The sequence below is a fragment of the Streptomyces sp. A012304 genome, assembly GCF_026008495.1.
In the GTDB taxonomy this organism is placed as follows: domain Bacteria; phylum Actinomycetota; class Actinomycetes; order Streptomycetales; family Streptomycetaceae; genus Streptomyces.
Map to the genome: position 1 here is coordinate 22,261 of NZ_BQUN01000037.1, position 15,180 is coordinate 37,440.

The 15,180-nt window shown below is 73.4% G+C and carries 10 protein-coding genes; 4 read left to right on the top strand and 6 right to left on the bottom strand.

Annotated elements, in window-relative coordinates:
• Window positions 1-45: 45 nt before the first annotated feature.
• The gene (locus ALMP_RS08380) at window positions 46-1,476 is read left to right on the top strand and encodes a glycosyltransferase family 2 protein (protein WP_264925627.1); all 1,431 of its coding nucleotides are present in this window, start codon (window positions 46-48) and stop codon (window positions 1,474-1,476) included.
• Window positions 1,473-2,300, top strand: a complete 828-nt coding sequence (locus ALMP_RS08385; protein WP_264925628.1) for a polysaccharide deacetylase family protein — start codon at window positions 1,473-1,475, stop codon at window positions 2,298-2,300. Before ALMP_RS08380 ends, ALMP_RS08385 begins: the two co-directional genes overlap by 4 nt.
• Window positions 2,301-2,454: 154 nt before the next feature.
• On the opposite strand, the gene ALMP_RS08390 is transcribed toward ALMP_RS08385, so the two are convergent.
• The 5 genes from ALMP_RS08390 to ALMP_RS08410 all read right to left on the bottom strand — a co-directional run bounded on the left by ALMP_RS08390 (window position 2,455) and on the right by ALMP_RS08410 (window position 9,955).
• The gene (locus ALMP_RS08390; protein WP_264925629.1) at window positions 2,455-3,576 is read right to left on the bottom strand and encodes a glycosyl hydrolase; all 1,122 of its coding nucleotides are present in this window, start codon (window positions 3,574-3,576) and stop codon (window positions 2,455-2,457) included.
• Window positions 3,573-3,998 carry a hypothetical protein gene (locus tag ALMP_RS08395; protein ID WP_264925630.1) on the bottom strand — a complete coding sequence of 142 codons (426 nt, stop codon included), beginning with the start codon at window positions 3,996-3,998 and terminating at the stop codon, window positions 3,573-3,575. The genes ALMP_RS08390 and ALMP_RS08395 overlap by 4 nt, the downstream gene beginning before the upstream one ends.
• Window positions 3,995-5,866 (bottom strand): glycosyltransferase, encoded by a 1,872-nt coding sequence (locus ALMP_RS08400; protein WP_264925631.1) that lies wholly within the window; start codon window positions 5,864-5,866, stop codon window positions 3,995-3,997. The genes ALMP_RS08395 and ALMP_RS08400 overlap by 4 nt, the downstream gene beginning before the upstream one ends.
• Window positions 5,867-6,159: 293 nt before the next feature.
• Window positions 6,160-8,622, bottom strand: coding sequence for a lipopolysaccharide biosynthesis protein (locus ALMP_RS08405; RefSeq protein WP_375803460.1), 2,463 nt, complete (start codon window positions 8,620-8,622; stop codon window positions 6,160-6,162).
• Between the two features lie 103 nt (window positions 8,623-8,725).
• Window positions 8,726-9,955, bottom strand: coding sequence for a DegT/DnrJ/EryC1/StrS family aminotransferase (locus ALMP_RS08410; protein WP_264925632.1), 1,230 nt, complete (start codon window positions 9,953-9,955; stop codon window positions 8,726-8,728).
• A 410-nt stretch (window positions 9,956-10,365) separates the two neighbouring features.
• On the opposite strand from ALMP_RS08410, the gene fahA reads away from it, so the two are divergent.
• Both fahA and ALMP_RS08420 read left to right on the top strand, forming a co-directional pair.
• Window positions 10,366-11,577, top strand: a complete 1,212-nt coding sequence (fahA, locus tag ALMP_RS08415) for a fumarylacetoacetase (protein WP_264925658.1) — start codon at window positions 10,366-10,368, stop codon at window positions 11,575-11,577.
• A 447-nt stretch (window positions 11,578-12,024) separates the two neighbouring features.
• Window positions 12,025-12,963 carry a M56 family metallopeptidase gene (locus ALMP_RS08420; protein ID WP_264925633.1) on the top strand — a complete coding sequence of 313 codons (939 nt, stop codon included), beginning with the start codon at window positions 12,025-12,027 and terminating at the stop codon, window positions 12,961-12,963.
• A gap of 77 nt (window positions 12,964-13,040) precedes the next feature.
• On the opposite strand, the gene recQ is transcribed toward ALMP_RS08420, so the two are convergent.
• Window positions 13,041-15,083, bottom strand: a complete 2,043-nt coding sequence (recQ, locus tag ALMP_RS08425) for a DNA helicase RecQ (RefSeq protein ID WP_264925659.1) — start codon at window positions 15,081-15,083, stop codon at window positions 13,041-13,043.
• Window positions 15,084-15,180 lie beyond the last annotated feature (97 nt).

The following is a 15,180-nucleotide window of genomic DNA, read 5'->3' on the forward strand; positions in this document are numbered from 1 at the left end:
CAGGTCATGGCCGTCGTGACACGAGGGGGGTTCATGGCAGGTTTCATGGCACGTGCGCCACGTGTACGGCAGGAGATCCAGGGGTTCCTGGACATCGAGCCCGTCCAGGTGGCCGAGCTGGACCTGGAGCCGGACGGGGCCGGCGGAGTGCTCCGGCCCGGGCCAGGCAGCCCGCCCGTCACGGACGGCGCGGTGTTCGTACTGGTCAGAAGGGGTGGGCGGCCCGTGGGCACGCTGCTCGGGCGGGTTCCGGAGGGCGCGGACCCGAGGACGGTCCTCACGGAGCTGGCCGCCCGGCGCCATCCCGCCGGGGGGTCGGCGGGCGCGTCCACTGGTGCGTCCTCGGGGGCCTCCACAGGGGCCTCCCCGGGTGCGTCCCCGGGTGCGTCCGTGTCGCGGACGGCAGGGGAAGCCGCCGTGCCGGCGGTCACCGTCGTCGTCGCCACCCGTGAACGGGCCGAGCCGCTCGCTCACGCGCTCGACTCGCTCCTCGCCCAGGACCACCCGGACTTCGAGATCGTCGTCGTCGACAACGCGCCGGTGACGGACGCGACCCGGGACCTGATCGAGCGGAAGTACGCCGAGCGCGTGCGGTACGTGACCGAGCCGGTGCCCGGACTCGCCGTCGCCCACAACAGGGGTGTCGCGGCCGCGCACGGCGAGGTCGTCGCCTTCACCGACGACGACGTCGTCGCGGACCCGCGCTGGCTGACCGAGCTCACCGCGCCGTTCGCCGCCGACCCCGGCCTCGGCTGCGCCACCGGTCTGATCCTGCCGGCCCGGCTGCGCACCCCGGCCCAGGTGCTGCTGGAGAGCAACGGCGGCTTCGCGAAGGGCTTCACCGCACGGACGTACGCCCCTGCCGCCCCGCCCGCCGACGAGCCGCTGTTCCCGTTCACGGCGGGCCGGTTCGGCTCCGGGGCGAACATGGCGTTCCGCACCGGTGTCCTGCGCGCGGTCGGCGGTTTCGACCCGGCGACGGGGGCGGGGACGCTCGCGCGCGGCGGCGACGACCTGTACGGGTTCGTCCGCGTCCTCGCCCAGGGTCACCGGCTGCACTACACCCCGCAGGCCCTGGTCTGGCACCACCACCGGGAGACCTGGCGGGACCTGGAGACCCAGGCCTACGGCTACGGAGCCGGCCTGACCGCCTACCTCACGGCGATCCTCGTCAACCGCCCCGGGCTGCTGCCGGCGTTCCTGGTCCGGCTGCCGCGCGGACTCGCCCACGCCCGGGCCCTGACGGCGACCCGGGACGCGGACGGCGGGGGCGCGGGCGACGGGAGCGCGCCGGGTGGCCACGACGATCGCGGTCACCCCTGGCCACGGCGGCTGTCACGGTTGCAGCGCCGGGGGATGGTGTACGGGCCCGTGGGCTATCTGCGGGCACGACGTGCGGTGCGGGCGGCCTTCGCGGCCGGTGTGTCCGCCGCGTCCGGCACGGACCGGGACGTGCTGGCGAGGGGGTCCAGATGAGAGGCACGGGCGGCGGCAGTGGCGGCATACAGCGGGCCGGCATCCCCGTGTTCCTCTATCACGCGGTGATGGAGGACCCGCCCGACTGGATCGCGGAGTTCACCGTCACTCCGAAGGAGTTCGCCGCGCACCTCGACGCCGTCGTCGACAGCGGCCGTACGCCCGTCACGGTCAGCGCGCTCGCCGACCATCTCGCCGGGCGGACGCCACTGCCGGCCCGCCCGGTGCTGCTGACCTTCGACGACGGCTTCGCCGACCTGCCCGGTCCGACCGCCGAGGCGCTGGCCGGGCGCGGGCTGGCCGCCACCGCCTACCTCACCACCGGCGCCATCACCCCGGGCGGGCGCAGCCTGCTGCCGCCCGCCCCGATGATGACCCTGGCGCAGGCGGCGAGCCTCGAGCAGTACGGCATGGAGGTCGGCAGCCACACCGTCACCCACGCCCAGTTGGACACCCTGCCGCCCCGGGACCTGGCGCGCGAACTGCGGGCCTCGCGGGTCGCGTTGGAGGACGCCCTCGGCCACGGCGTGCGCCACCTCGCCTACCCGCACGGCTACAACAGCGGCCGGGTGCGCCGTATGGCGGCCGCCGCCGGGTACGAGACGGCCACCGCCGTGCGGCACGCGCTCAGCTCGGACCGTGACGAGCGCTACCGGATCGCCCGGCTCATCGTGCGGCGCAGCCACACCGTCGCCGATGTGGAGGGCTGGCTGGCGGGCGGGGGCGCGCGGATCGCGCCCTACCGGGACGGCGCGAAGACGGTCGCCTGGCGGTGGTACCGCAGGGCCCGCGCGGTGGTGCGCGGGCCGGTGTTCGCGGGCTGATCGGTTCGTGGGCTGATCGTTCGCGGGCGGACACGTTCGTGGGCCGACGGCTCGCGGACTGATCGGTTCGTGGACTGATCGTTCGCGGGCGGACACGGTTCGCGGGGCGGCGGTTCGCGGGTGATGCCTCGGCCGGGTCTCCGGCTCGCGCTCGCTACCCCAGCGGCTGGTTGAGGTACGGGTCGGAGACCGCCTCGCGGAGGCTGGCCCAGGCCCGGTCGCCCGCCACCGACAGGTCGCAGTGCGGGCCGGGGTCCCGGTAGTTCCACTGGAGCGCGGCCTTCACCCCGGTCAGGTCCTTCAGGACCGCCGGGACCCGCGCGTACCACTCGGCCTGGCGGTCCGGCCGCGACGGGTCGTTCGCGGTGCCGAACTCGGACAGCATCAGCGGCTTGTCGTCGGAGATGTTCGCGCGGATCCACCGGTGGGTGGCCCGCTGCGTCTGCGCGAAGGACAGCCAGCCCGCCCGGTGGCACTGGTAGTAGTTGTACTGGTTGTAGGCGACCCAGTCGACGTAGTCGTCCCCGGGATACATCCGCTTGATCAGGTCGGCGTGCTCCAGATACCCCGTGGTGATCCAGGTCCACACCACGTTGGTGACGCCCAGCGCCCGGAACCGGTCGTGGATGTGCCGGTACGCCCGGACGTAGTCCTCCGGGGTGCCGTTGGCCGGCGTACGGGTGTCCATCTCCAGGTCGAAGGAGAGGAAGACCTTCTTGCCGTACCGCTTGACGCGCTCGGCCTGGACGTCGATGACGGACGCGTCCAGCTCGCCGTCGGCGATCTGTTTCCAGGTGGGCTGCTGCGCCTTCGTCCCGCCCCACCACTTGCTCTCCCAGGACAGCAGCAGCAGTCGCTCGTCGGCGGCGACCCGGCGTTCCTGCTCGGTGAGCAGCTGCCCCTCCAGGCGCTCCCCCTCGACCAGGGACATGTCGTGGTACGTGTACACGATGTCCAGCTTGCGGCCGATCCGCTTCTCGTAGGCGCGGACCTTGTCCTCCAGGTCGTCCTTGTCGTGCGGCACGAAGGCGCCGAACCAGGCCCCGCAGGGTGGTTCGAGGAGCGCCGTCGGGGCGCACCGCCCGCCGTGGGCGGAGGGGCGGGCGCGGGTGGTGGGCCCGTCGTGCGGGCCCACGGCGACGTCCTGGAGGAAGCAGGCGGCGGTCAGGAGGGCGCACAGGACGGTGGTGAGCAGCAGGGGACGGTGGACGACGGGCGGTCGGTGCGGCCGTCGGTACCGGTGGGCGCGACGGGCGTCGGGTTGGTGCGACCTCACAGAGCAGTACCCTTCCCGGTCTTCGGTGGGGAGGCGCGCAGTCGCGGGCAGAACGCGGCGACGGTGGTCAGCATCGTGAGCGTCAGCAGGACGCGCTGCGCGCTGAAGGCGTGTGCGGCGATGAACACCGTCGCGGCGAGCAGCACCACTGCCACGCTCACCAGGACGCTCAGCATCAGCCGTTCCAGCAGGTCGGAGTGGCGTTCGAAGGCCGGGTCCCGGCGTTCGACGGGCCCCGTGGCCGGGCCCGCGGCCAGCGCGGGCCCGCAGATTCTGAGCAGGGCGGCGCCCGGCCCGGCCGTCAGGAAGACGGCCATCGCCGCGCCGCGCAGCGCGGAGCCGTCCGGCAGCGCGAGGGCGGAGAGGGCGAGCCAGCCGCCGAACGGGGGCAGCATCCGCACCACGAGTTCCTGCGGGGTCATCGGCCCGCCTCCTTCGGCACGTCCTTGAGCACATAGGCCGATCCGGCGTCGTTCTCCGCCACCCGTTCGAACAGCGGTGACGCGGCGACGGATCTCTCGACGCGGTCCAGCTGGCCCTTCGTCAGCAGCCCGTTCATCTCGGCGTTCGCGAACTGGCCCCGGGTGAACAGCAGATAGGCCCGGCCGGGCGGCTCCACCGAGGACATGTCCCGGGCGAGGGTGGCCGCCGGGTCCCGCACGATCCGGTCGACGTGCGAGCGGTCGTCGTCGAGGAACCAGTAGTGGTCCACGCGCCAGTACTCGGCGAAGGCGAGCGGGTAGTTGCGGTCGAACGCCACCACGAGGGAGTCGTCGGGCGCCTGGTCGATCACCTGGCGCACGAGGTCCACCTCGGCCGGCGGGAAGTAGCTGATGCGGTCCTTCCCGGAGTAGCTCGGCACGAAGGCGAGGGTGGCGGCGAGGAGGGCCAACGGGGGCAGCCAGGCGTAACGGAGCGGCTCGGTCCGCCGGGTGGTGCCCTGCCGCTGCCGGGGGCTGGTGCCCTGCTGGGCGGTCTCTGGGGTGGCGGTGCCCTGCTGGGCGGCCTCTCGGGTGGCGGCCTGCTCCATGGCCGTCAGGGTGCGCACCTGGGGCAGCAGCGCCGCCGCGGCGAAGAAGGCGGCGCCGGGCAGCATGAACATCAGCACCCGGAAGATCATCTCGCTGCCGTAGCTGCTCGCCGCGAACATCGGCAGCGGGGCCGCGGCGATCAGCAACAGCGGCATCGCGCGGTGGCGCAGCACCGGCTGGCGCAGCACGCCCACGACCGCGAGCAGCAGTACCGACGCCGACAGCAGCCGCGCCACCCAGGACGTCGTCACCGCGCCCGTGCCGGTCGGGGTGGCGCCGTAGCCGGTGGAGACGTTGCCGCCGATGTCGCCGATCGAGCGGATCATCTCCGGCATCGTCGCCGACAGGAACGGCAGCGCGGCCGTCAGGCACCACGCCAGGAAGATCACCGCGGTGGTGATCAGCGGCACCTTGTCGCGGTAGCGGCGGGTGAGGAGGAGGGCGGCCAGCGAGACGACCAGCATGCCCGGGGTGAGCTGGTGCGAGACGACCATCGCCCCGACGAGGAGGACCAGCAGCACCGTCCACACGACCTGGCGCTGCCGTCCGGCGCCGCCCGGGGAGCGGCCGTAGCGGCGCAGCACGACGGCGAGGACACCGAGGTGCAGGGCGAAGGCCACGGACTGGGGCGAGAAGTAGTCCTGGCCCACCCAGTTGCCGACACAGAAGAGCCAGACGGCCGTCCAGATCAGCCGCCGGTCCTCGGTGAACGTGCGGTAGATCAGCAGGAGCGGAAGCAGCAGCGTCAGGCTGGAGACCAACGGCCACCAGGCCATGAACTGCGTGGCGGAGTCCACCCCGAACAGCCGTACCAGCGCGGCCTGGGCGGCGAAGAAGCCCGGCCACTGGTCGTACACGGCCAGGTCGCCGAGCACGTCCTCGCCCTGGAGCCGGCCCGCCGTCAGCAGGTGGTCGATGACCGCGTCGTGCTTCCACGCCCACGCGTACAGCGGTGTCGGGTACAGCACCGCCTGCGTGGCCCGCTCCATCACCAGCAGGCCGACGACGTACGCCGGCGCCCACACGGGGTGGCGGCGCGGGCCGCGCACCGTGGCCCAGAAGCCGACGGTGAGCAGCGCGAGACCGGCCCAGAAGGTGGGGTGCAGCGCGGTGACGAGGCCGAAGTCGCCGAGGTCGGAGACGTCGGTGTGGGTCACCGCCCAGCCCCACAGGGCGAGCGCGACCAGCAGCGCGGGGGCCGGGTGCAGGACGGCGTACCACCAGGGGCGCCCAGGCGGGAGGTCCGAGAGGTCGCTCACGGGCTCACCACCTGCCGAAGCGAAAGCGTCCGAAGCCGAAGCCCGCGCAGTCTCCGAAGCGTGCGGGACGGGTGCGTCGGGGACGGGTGCGTCGGGGACGGGTGCGTCCGCCGGGACGGATGCGCCCGGGACCCGCGTGTTCCGGAGCGGCGTGTTCCGGAGCGGCTCCTTCGGGGCGGTCGTGAGGGCGGGAGCGGGTGCCGAGCCCGGTGTGGGCTCCGGCTCGGATCTCTCCCGTGGAGTGGCTGGCGGACGCACGACGGTTCCCCCCTGGCGTTCGGCTCAGAATTTGATCAGTCCCTGGACGTGTCCAGGTCGTGTGGGTGCGTTGATCTGCCCGCCGGTCGTACCGACGGCTCGGCGCGGCGCAGCGACAGCAGCAGGACGAGCAGGTACAGCACGGCGAGCAGCGGCGGCGCGAACGGCGCGAGCGCCTCTCTCCCCGCCCAGCCCCCCACGGCGACGAGATAGACGACCCCCCAGCGGGCCGCCCACGGCAGCCGCAGACGGTCACCGAAGCGGTCGCCGACGCGGTCGAGCAGCAGCCACAGCGGGACCAGGCACAGCAGCTGACAGACGGGCGCCACCCAGCGCAGCAGCGGCTCGGGCCCGGCGAGGCCGAGGGTCTGCGCGAAGAAATCGGCCGTACGGGGATAGAACGTCCCACCCAGTGCCCGGGGTTCCCGGCCGAGGGCCACGGGCACCGAGTACAGGACGAGGGCGACGACGGCCAGCGCGGTCCCCGGCAGCCAGGTCTCCTGCCGTACCCCCAGCGTCACGGCGGCGACGAACAGCACCAGCAGCAGGCACCCGGCGACCAGCGCCGGGGTGGGCAGCAGACCGAGCATCCCGCGCCCGCTCAGCGGTGCGGCGAGGTCTCCCGCGACCTGCCCACCGAGCCAGGGCAGATCGCGCAGGGCCCCCCAGAAGACGACGGCGCAGACGCCGAGCAGGCTCCACAGGCCGGCCCGCAGCCATCGCTGCCCGCGCTCCGACCAGATCCCGCTCACCTCGTGGTCGGGTTCCGGCGCGCTCGGCGCCCCGGACCCGGCGCGCTCGCCGGCCGACGGTTCCTTGGCGGGCCGGACGATCACCGCGAGCGTGTCCGCCGCCAGGGCTTCACGCTCGTACGCGGGACGCCCTATGAACAGTGCGACGGTGTCCTGATCGGACTCCCCGCGCTCGTACGCCGCCCGGCGGGCCCACGTCGTGCCGTATCCGGCGGCGGGGTTCAGACGGACCGCGCGGGTACCGGTGCCGGTGCCGTCGGCGGGTGGCCTGTCGGCGGGGGGCTTGTCGGCGGGGGTGGGAGTCGAGAGGGGTGGCCGGCCGGTGCCTGCGCCGGGCACGGCGGCCGGGGCGGCGGTCGAGGCGGCGGAGGGCGCGGCGGCCGTAGCGGTGTGGGACGTGGTGGCGGAGGCCTCGGCCCCTGCTCCGGCGTCCTCCCTGCGCAGCGCGGCCCGCAGCCCCACGACCGAGACGACGGCGATCAGCGACATGCTCAGCAGTACCGCCCACCCCGCGCCCGCGATGCCGGCCGGGGTGAACAGGACGGCCGCGCTGCCCAGCACCAGCGTGCACATGGCGCCCTGGAGCGCGGCGAGCACCCCCGTGCGGCCCTGCACCCGCAGCACCCCGATGTACAGCTCCACCACGACCCGGGGCAGCGCGCCGGCGGCCAGCAGCCGCAGCACGGTCGTGCCGTGCTCGGCGTAGTCCGGGCTGAACGGCAGCAGGATCTGCGGCGCGAACAGCACCAGTACCAGCACCACCGGCACCAGCAGCAGGATCATGCGGCGCAGCGCCCCCCGGACGCCGTCGGCCAGGTGACGCGGATCGTGCGAGGCGTGCGCGGTGAGGGAGGAGGCCATGTTGATGGCCATGAACTCCATCGTGCCGCCGACGGTGTACGCCACGTAGAAGTAGCCGTTCTCGGCGGCGCTGAAGCGGACCGCCACCATCACCGGCAGCAGGTTGATCATCGCGAGGCTGAACAGCGCGCCCAGCGAGTCACCGGCCAGGAAACGGCCCATCTCCCGCAGCCGGGGCGGTTCCACGTCCCGGTCGGCGGCGGCCTGACGTGGGATCAGCTTGCGGAATATCAGCCACCCGAGCGGCAGTGTCGAGAAGGCGATCGCGACCGCCCAGGAGACGAAGATGCCGAGCACCGGCAGCGCCCCGGCGAAGACGACCAGCAGGAGCAGCTTGCCGACCGAGAACACCGCGTTGCCGACCGGCACCCACCCGGAGCGGCGCAGACCGGTCAGCACCCCGTCCTGGAGAGTGAGCAGCGCCCACGCCACGCAGGCCACCACGAACGCCGCCCCCGCGACCGGCGTGCCCAGCGGCGCGTACGACGCTCCCCACAAATCGAGCGTGAGCAGGAAGACGAACGCCGCGATCGTCACGACCACCGAACTCGCCGCGTACGTCCGCCACACCAGCGAGCCCGTCGCCCGTCCGGCGCGCGGCACGAAGCGGACGACGGCGCCGATCATCGTCGTCGCCGTGATACTGGCGAGCAGCCGCATCGCGGCGATCGCCGCCGAGCCCTGCCCGACGGCCTCCTCCTCGTAGTAGCGGGCGGCCACGAGCCAGAAGCCCAGGCCGAGCACGGCGGAGACGCCGGTGCTGAGCATGAGGAAATAGGCGTTCCTGAACAGGGAGTCCGCGCCGCGCGCGCCGTCGCCCGGCGTCTGTCCACCGCCGGGCGGCGCGGCGGGCGGCGTGCCGGGTGGTCCGGCCGGTTCGCGCACCTGGACCCCGGCCGGTCTCCGGTCCGGGGCCCCGGCGTCGCTTCCCGGCCGGGTGCCGGTCTCTCCCACGAGGTGCACGTCGGTATGTGTCCCGGCCCGTGTCTCAGCCACGTGTCGGCTCCAGCCCTCCCGGCCCTCCGTGTCCCGTCGGCGGCACCACGGCCGGACGCGCGCCGGACTCACGCAGCACCTCCACGATCTGCCGGGCCCGCAGCGGATCCACGGGCAGCGCGTGCCGTGCGAACCAGCGGGCCCCGGCCGGATCGGGCGAGGGGTCGGTGAAGACGGCGCCCGCGTAGTCGTCCAGGGGCGGGTCGTAGAGGTACCCGACGACGATTCCCCGCCGCGCCAGCGCCGCGATCGCGGCGTCCCGGTCGGCGACGAACAGCGGGACCCGGAAGAGCGGTTGGACGTGCCGGCCGGCGCTCCCCCCGCTCGTGCCCGGGTCGGTCCCACCGGGTCCGCCGGTGCCGCCGGGTCTGCCCCACGGCGTCGACAGCAGCAGCCGTGTGCCCGCCCGGCAGGCGTCCAGCACCTGGTCCAGGCGGTCGAGCCGACGGCCGACGCGCGCCAGCCGCAGCCGTCCGGACCGCAACCGGTAGTCGTGCATGTCGACGCGGATCCAGGAGTCGTGCGCGGTGAGGTCGGGCGCCGCGTCGACCGCCCGCGCCAGTTCCTCCGCGCGCAGCGGCATCCGGATCTCCTCGCGCTCCATCAGCCCGAGCCGTCGCATCGTGGCCCACGCGGCACGCCGCAGCCGCAGCCCCCGCACCGCCGCCTCCGCGTACGGGCGGACGGCGAAGGCGAGTTCGGCGGTCGGCCGCCCCGGCAGCAGCAGGTTCTCGCAGGTCTTCGCCAGGGCCTCGCGCAGCCCCGGGTCGGCACAGGACAGGAAACCCCCGGCCTTGGCCCCGACATGCTTGGACAGGCTGAAGACGGAGGCGTCGCCCCAGGCCCCGACCGGGCGGCCGCCCACCGTGCTGCCGATGGCGTGCGCCCCGTCCTCGAACAGCGGGATGCCCAGCGCGTCGCACTTCGCCCGCAGACGCGGCGCGTCGTCCGGGTTGCCGTACAGATTGGTCGTGAGAACCCCGGACAGCGAGCCCCACACCTCGTCGGGCACGGCGTCGACGTCGATCGAGGCGTCCAGCGGGTTCAACGGCGCCTGCACGGGCCGCAGTCCGGCCGCGAGCACCACGAAGAAGATCACGTCGTCGTTGACCGGCGACATCAGCACCCGCCCACCGGGCGGACACCAGTGGCGCAAGGCCACGAACAGCCCGAACCGGCACGACGGCACGTACACGCATTCCCGGCCGAGTCTGCCGCGCATGGTCGCCGCCAGCCGTTCCGGCCGTGCACCATGACGCGCCGACCCGAGGCCGGCCTCCCCTATGGCCATCCGCCCCCCAGGTGTGCCATGGGAACGCCCCCTCCCCGAGGCCTTCCAGCACCCGCCCAGAGTCTCCCCTTTCGCACCGCTCCGTCAAGATTGCGGACCGGCCAGGGGGCGACTTCCCGTACACGAACGGAAGCGGAGAGCTTCCACTCGACCACCCCATCCGTCACCTCCCGTGTCACTTCCGTCTCGCTGCGCTGTCCCTGGAGCAAGGTCGGCCGTAACGTGTGCGGCGGCTCGGCACACCGGCGGAGCACACCCACACGGCACCGGCACACATGGCGAGCAACCGGCCACGCACCCACATGGCGAGCACGAAAGCGAGGCAGCACCTGATGCCCCCCTTGCCCCCCTTCGACCTCCCCGAGGGCGACCCCTTCGGCCCGCACAACCTCCCGTACGGCGTCTTCTCCCTCCCCGGCTCCCAGGAGCGGACCGTCGGCGTCCGCCTCGGCGACCATGTCCTGGACGCGGGCGCGGCGGCCCGGGCCCTCGGTTCCCCGCACGCCGCCCTGCTCGGCCGGCCCACCCTCAACCCGCTGCTGGCGGCGGGCCGGACCACCTGGTCGCAGGTCCGCGGCGCGCTGACCGCGTGGGTGACGGACCCCGCCCACCACGAGACCCTCGCCCCGCTGCTGCACCCCCTGTCCTCGGTGTCCCTGCACCTCCCCTTCGAGGTGGCCGACTACGTCGACTTCTACGCCTCCGAGCACCACGCCCGGAACGCCGGCGCCATCTTCCGCCCGGACGCCACCGACACCCTGCTGCCCAACTGGAAGCACCTGCCCATCGGCTACCACGGCAGGTCCGGCACGGTCGTCGTCTCCGGCACGGACGTCGTCCGCCCGTCCGGCCAGCGCAAGGCACCCACCGACGCCGCCCCCGTCTTCGGCCCGTCCGTGCGGCTCGACATCGAAGCCGAGGTCGGCTTCGTGGTCGGCGTGCCGTCGCGGCACGGGAAGCCGGTCCCGCTCACCGACTTCCGCGAGCACGTCTTCGGCCTGTGCCTCCTCAACGACTGGTCGGCCCGCGACATCCAGGCCTGGGAGTACGTACCCCTCGGCCCGTTCCTCGCCAAGTCGTTCGCCACCTCGATCTCGGCGTGGATCACCCCGCTGGAGGCGCTGGAGCAGGCCCGGGTCTCACCTCCCGAACGCACCCACCCCCTGCTCCCCTACCTGGACGACACCGCCCTCGAGCCGGCCGGCTACGACCTGCGCATCTCCGTCGCCGTCAACGGTCACGTCGTCTCCGAACCCCCCTTCTCCACCATGTACTGGACGGCCGCCCAGCAGCTCGCCCATCTGACGGTCAACGGCGCCTCCCTGCGCACCGGCGACCTGTACGGCTCGGGCACGGTCAGCGGCCCGGCCGAAAACCAGCGCGGCTCCCTCCTGGAACTGACCTGGAACGGCCGCGACCCCCTGGAACTCCCCGACGGCAAGCGGACGTACCTGGAGGACGGGGACGTGGTGACCCTGTCCGCCTGGGCACCCGGTCCGGACGGGCTGCGGGTGGGTCTGGGCGAGGTGACTGGGCGAGTGACCGCGGGCTGAGGCCGGTCCGCCGGAGCCCGTGAACGAACCCACCCGGTGAGGCCCCACCGTCGGATGCCGCGGCCGGAACGGACCCACGCGGTGGCCAGTCGCGGCGAGGCCCGACCATCGGAACCCTTGGCCGGAACGGACCCGCGCGGTGGGAAGTCGCGGCCGAGGCCCGGATGTCGAGCCCGGGAACGGACCCGCGCGGTGAGGCCGGACCGTCGGATGCCGTGGCCGGAACGGACCCGCGCGGTGGGAAGTCGCGGGGTGAGGGCCCGAACTGACGGGCGGAGTGGGCTGACTCCCGCCGTGCCCGCCGTCATACTGGCGGCGGGCACGGTCCTCGCGCCGAGCCCTCACGCACACCCGCGGAGCACGGCCGCCTCGACGATCCGCGTCGGCGGGCCCGTTCTCCGCGCTGCTCACCCCCGTCTTCGCCGACCAGGATCCGGAGCCCCTGGTATGACCTTCTGTCTGCTCCTGCTGAGCGTCGTCGCCCTGACGGCCGCCGTGCCGGCCCCGCGTGCGCTGACCCGGGCCGTGTGGCCCGAGCGGGAGCCGGTGGTCGCGCTGTGGGTGTGGCAGTGCCTGGTCGCCACGGTCCTGCTGTGCTGTCTGACGGCGCTGGTCCTGGGCGCCGCCGCCGTCTTCCACACCGTCCGCGCGCGGGTCTTCGCCCCCGCCCCGCCCGAGGTGACCGAGGCCTACGACCTGTCCGCCGCGCCCGTGTGGGCGAGCGCCCTCACCCTGTTGCTGGCCTGCGGGGCCGCCTGGACCACCGCGATGCTCGCCCGTGAGCTGGTCGAGGCGCGGCGGCGCCGCGGCCGGGCCCGCGCACACCTGCGGGAACGCGCCCCCGACCTCCCCGCGGGCCTGCCCTCCGCGCGGGGCCCGCTGCTGGTGCTGGAGGACGAGTACCCGGACGCCTGGTGGATGCCCGGCAATCCTCCTCAACTGATCGTGACCACCGGTGCCCTGCACCGCCTCACCTCCCATCAGCTCGACGCGGTCCTCACCCATGAACGCGGTCACGCCCGCGCCCGTCACGACTGGCTGCTGCACCTGTCGACGGCGCTGGCGACCGGCTTCCCGCGCGTCCCGCTGTTCGCCCACTTCTGCGACCAGACCCACCGCCTGGTCGAACTCGCCGCCGACGACACGGCGTCCCGCCGCTGCGGCCACCTGACCACGGCGCTGGCCCTGATCGAGCTGAACCAGCACCGGGGTGTCCTGTCCTGCGCGTCCAGCCACCGCCTCCTGGGCGAACGCGTGGACCGGCTCCTCCAGCCGCCCCCCAGGCTGCTCCCCAGACACCGCGCGCTGACGACGACGGTGGCGGCGCTGGTCCCGTTACTGCCCCTGCTGATCACCTTCGCGCCGGGGCTGACGGCTCTCAGCTGACGGCACCGGGCTGCCGGCCCCTCCCGGCAGCTCCCCGCCTCTCAGTTCAGTCCTCCGGGCCCAGTCATCTCAGTCCTCTAGATCCAGTCATCGGGCTCCGGCTCCGTCTCCGGCCAGTCGTCCGGTTCATCCGGTTCGTCCAGGACGGCGGGGCCGTCCAGACCGTCGGGACGCTGCGGGCCGGGCTGGTCCGAGGCGGCCGCCGGTGCCGCGCCCGCCACCCCGCTCAGCGAGGCCAGCACCGCGAGCACGCCCTCCCCGTAGGTCGCCAGCTTCTTCTCGCCGACGCCGCTGATCCCGCCGAGCTGCCGCACCGACGTCGGCCAGACCGTGGCGATCTCCCGCAGTGTGGCGTCGTGGAAGATGACATAGGCGGGGACGCCCTGTTCACGGGCCTGTTCGGCCCGCCAGGCGCGCAGGGCCTCGAACGCGGGCAGCAGCTCCTCGGGCAGCTCGGCCGCCGCCGTCCTCGCCTTGCGGTCGCCGCGCCCGGAGGACGACGAACCCGCCTTCGCGGCCGTCGGCTTCTTCGGCTCCTTGCGCAGCGGTACGTCCCGCTCCCGCCGCAGCACCGCCCCGCTGGCCTCCGTCAGCACCAGCGTGCCGTACTCGCCCTCGACCGCCAGCAGTCCCTGGGCGAGCAACTGCCGTACGACGCCGCGCCATTCGCCCTCGGTGAGATCCTCTCCGATGCCGAACACCGACAGCTGGTCGTGGTCGAACTGGATGACCTTGGCGGTTCTGCGACCCAGCAGGATGTCGACGATCTGCACCGCGCCGAACTTCTGCCCGCGTTCCCGCTGGAGCCGCACCACCGTCGACAGCACCTTCTGCGCCGCGATCGTGCCGTCCCAGGTCTCGGGCGGGGTGAGGCAGGTGTCGCAGTTGCCGCAGCCCGCCGGGTCGGGTTCCTGCCCGAAGTAGGCGAGGAGCTGACCGCGCCGGCAGCGGGCCGTCTCGCACAGCGCCAGCATGGAGTCCAGATGGGCCGCCGCCCGCCGCCGGAACGCCTCGTCGCCCTCCCCCAACTGGATCAGCTTGCGCTGCTGGATGACGTCGTTGAGGCCGTACGCCATCCAGGCCGTCGAGGGCAGCCCGTCCCGCCCGGCGCGGCCCGTCTCCTGGTAGTAGCCCTCGATCGACTTGGGCAGGTCGAGGTGGGCGACGAACCGCACGTCCGGCTTGTCGATGCCCATGCCGAAGGCGATGGTCGCGACCACGACGAGCCCCTCCTCCCGCAGGAACCGCGCCTGGTGCGCCGCGCGCGTGCCCGCGTCCAGGCCGGCGTGGTACGGCACCGCCTCGATGCCGTTGCGGGTGAGGAACTCGGCGGTCTTGTCCACTGAGTTGCGTGAGAGGCAGTACACGATGCCCGCGTCGCCCGCGTGTTCCTCCCGCAGGAAGCTCAGCAGCTGCTTCTTGGGGTCGGCCTTGGGCACGATCCGGTACTGGATGTTGGGCCGGTCGAAGCTCGCCACGAAGTGCCGGGCCGTCGGCATGTTCAGCCGTTGGGTGATCTCCTGGTGGGTCGCGCGGGTGGCCGTCGCCGTCAGCGCGATCCTCGGGACGTCCGGCCAGCGCTCGCCGAGCAGGGACAGGGCGAGATAGTCCGGACGGAAGTCGTGGCCCCACTGGGACACGCAGTGCGCCTCGTCGATCGCGAAGACCGCGATCTTGCCGCGGGAGAGCAGGTTCAGCGTGGAGTCCAGGCGCAGCCGCTCCGGCGCCAGGTACAGCAGGTCCAGCTCACCGGCCAGGAACTCCGCCTCGACCACGCGCCGCTCGTCGAAGTCCTGCGTGGAGTTCATGAACCCGGCGCGCACACCGAGCGCCCGCAGCGCGTCCACCTGGTCCTGCATCAGCGCGATCAGCGGGGAGACGACCACGCCCGTACCTGGCCTGACCAGGGAGGGAATCTGGTAGCACAGCGACTTGCCGCCGCCGGTGGGCATGAGGACCACCGCGTCACCGCCGGCTACCACATGATCGATGACGGCTTCCTGCTCGCCGCGGAAGGCGTCGTATCCGAAGACCCGGTGCAGCGCGGCCAGCGCCTCGCTCTGCGTCCCCGGCATCCCGGTGGTTCCTGGCATCTCGATGATCCCGCCCGTCCCGCCCATCGTCTGGTCCCCCGTACGTCGTCCCTCGACCACTGCCTCCACGATAGGGGCCACGACTGACATCGCCGGAGTTATCCACAGGTCCGGCACGCGGCGG

What these genes read in the sequence shown, in the direction of transcription:
- ALMP_RS08410 (WP_264925632.1), bottom strand. Translation starts at nt 9,955, where the DNA reads ATGCGCGGCAGACTCGGCCGGGAATGCGTGTACGTGCCGTCGTGCCGG.
- ALMP_RS08380 (WP_264925627.1), top strand. Translation starts at nt 46, where the DNA reads ATGGCACGTGCGCCACGTGTACGGCAGGAGATCCAGGGGTTCCTGGAC.
- recQ (WP_264925659.1), bottom strand. Translation starts at nt 15,083, where the DNA reads ATGGGCGGGACGGGCGGGATCATCGAGATGCCAGGAACCACCGGGATG.
- ALMP_RS08420 (WP_264925633.1), top strand. Translation starts at nt 12,025, where the DNA reads ATGACCTTCTGTCTGCTCCTGCTGAGCGTCGTCGCCCTGACGGCCGCC.
- ALMP_RS08395 (WP_264925630.1), bottom strand. Translation starts at nt 3,998, where the DNA reads ATGACCCCGCAGGAACTCGTGGTGCGGATGCTGCCCCCGTTCGGCGGC.
- ALMP_RS08385 (WP_264925628.1), top strand. Translation starts at nt 1,473, where the DNA reads ATGAGAGGCACGGGCGGCGGCAGTGGCGGCATACAGCGGGCCGGCATC.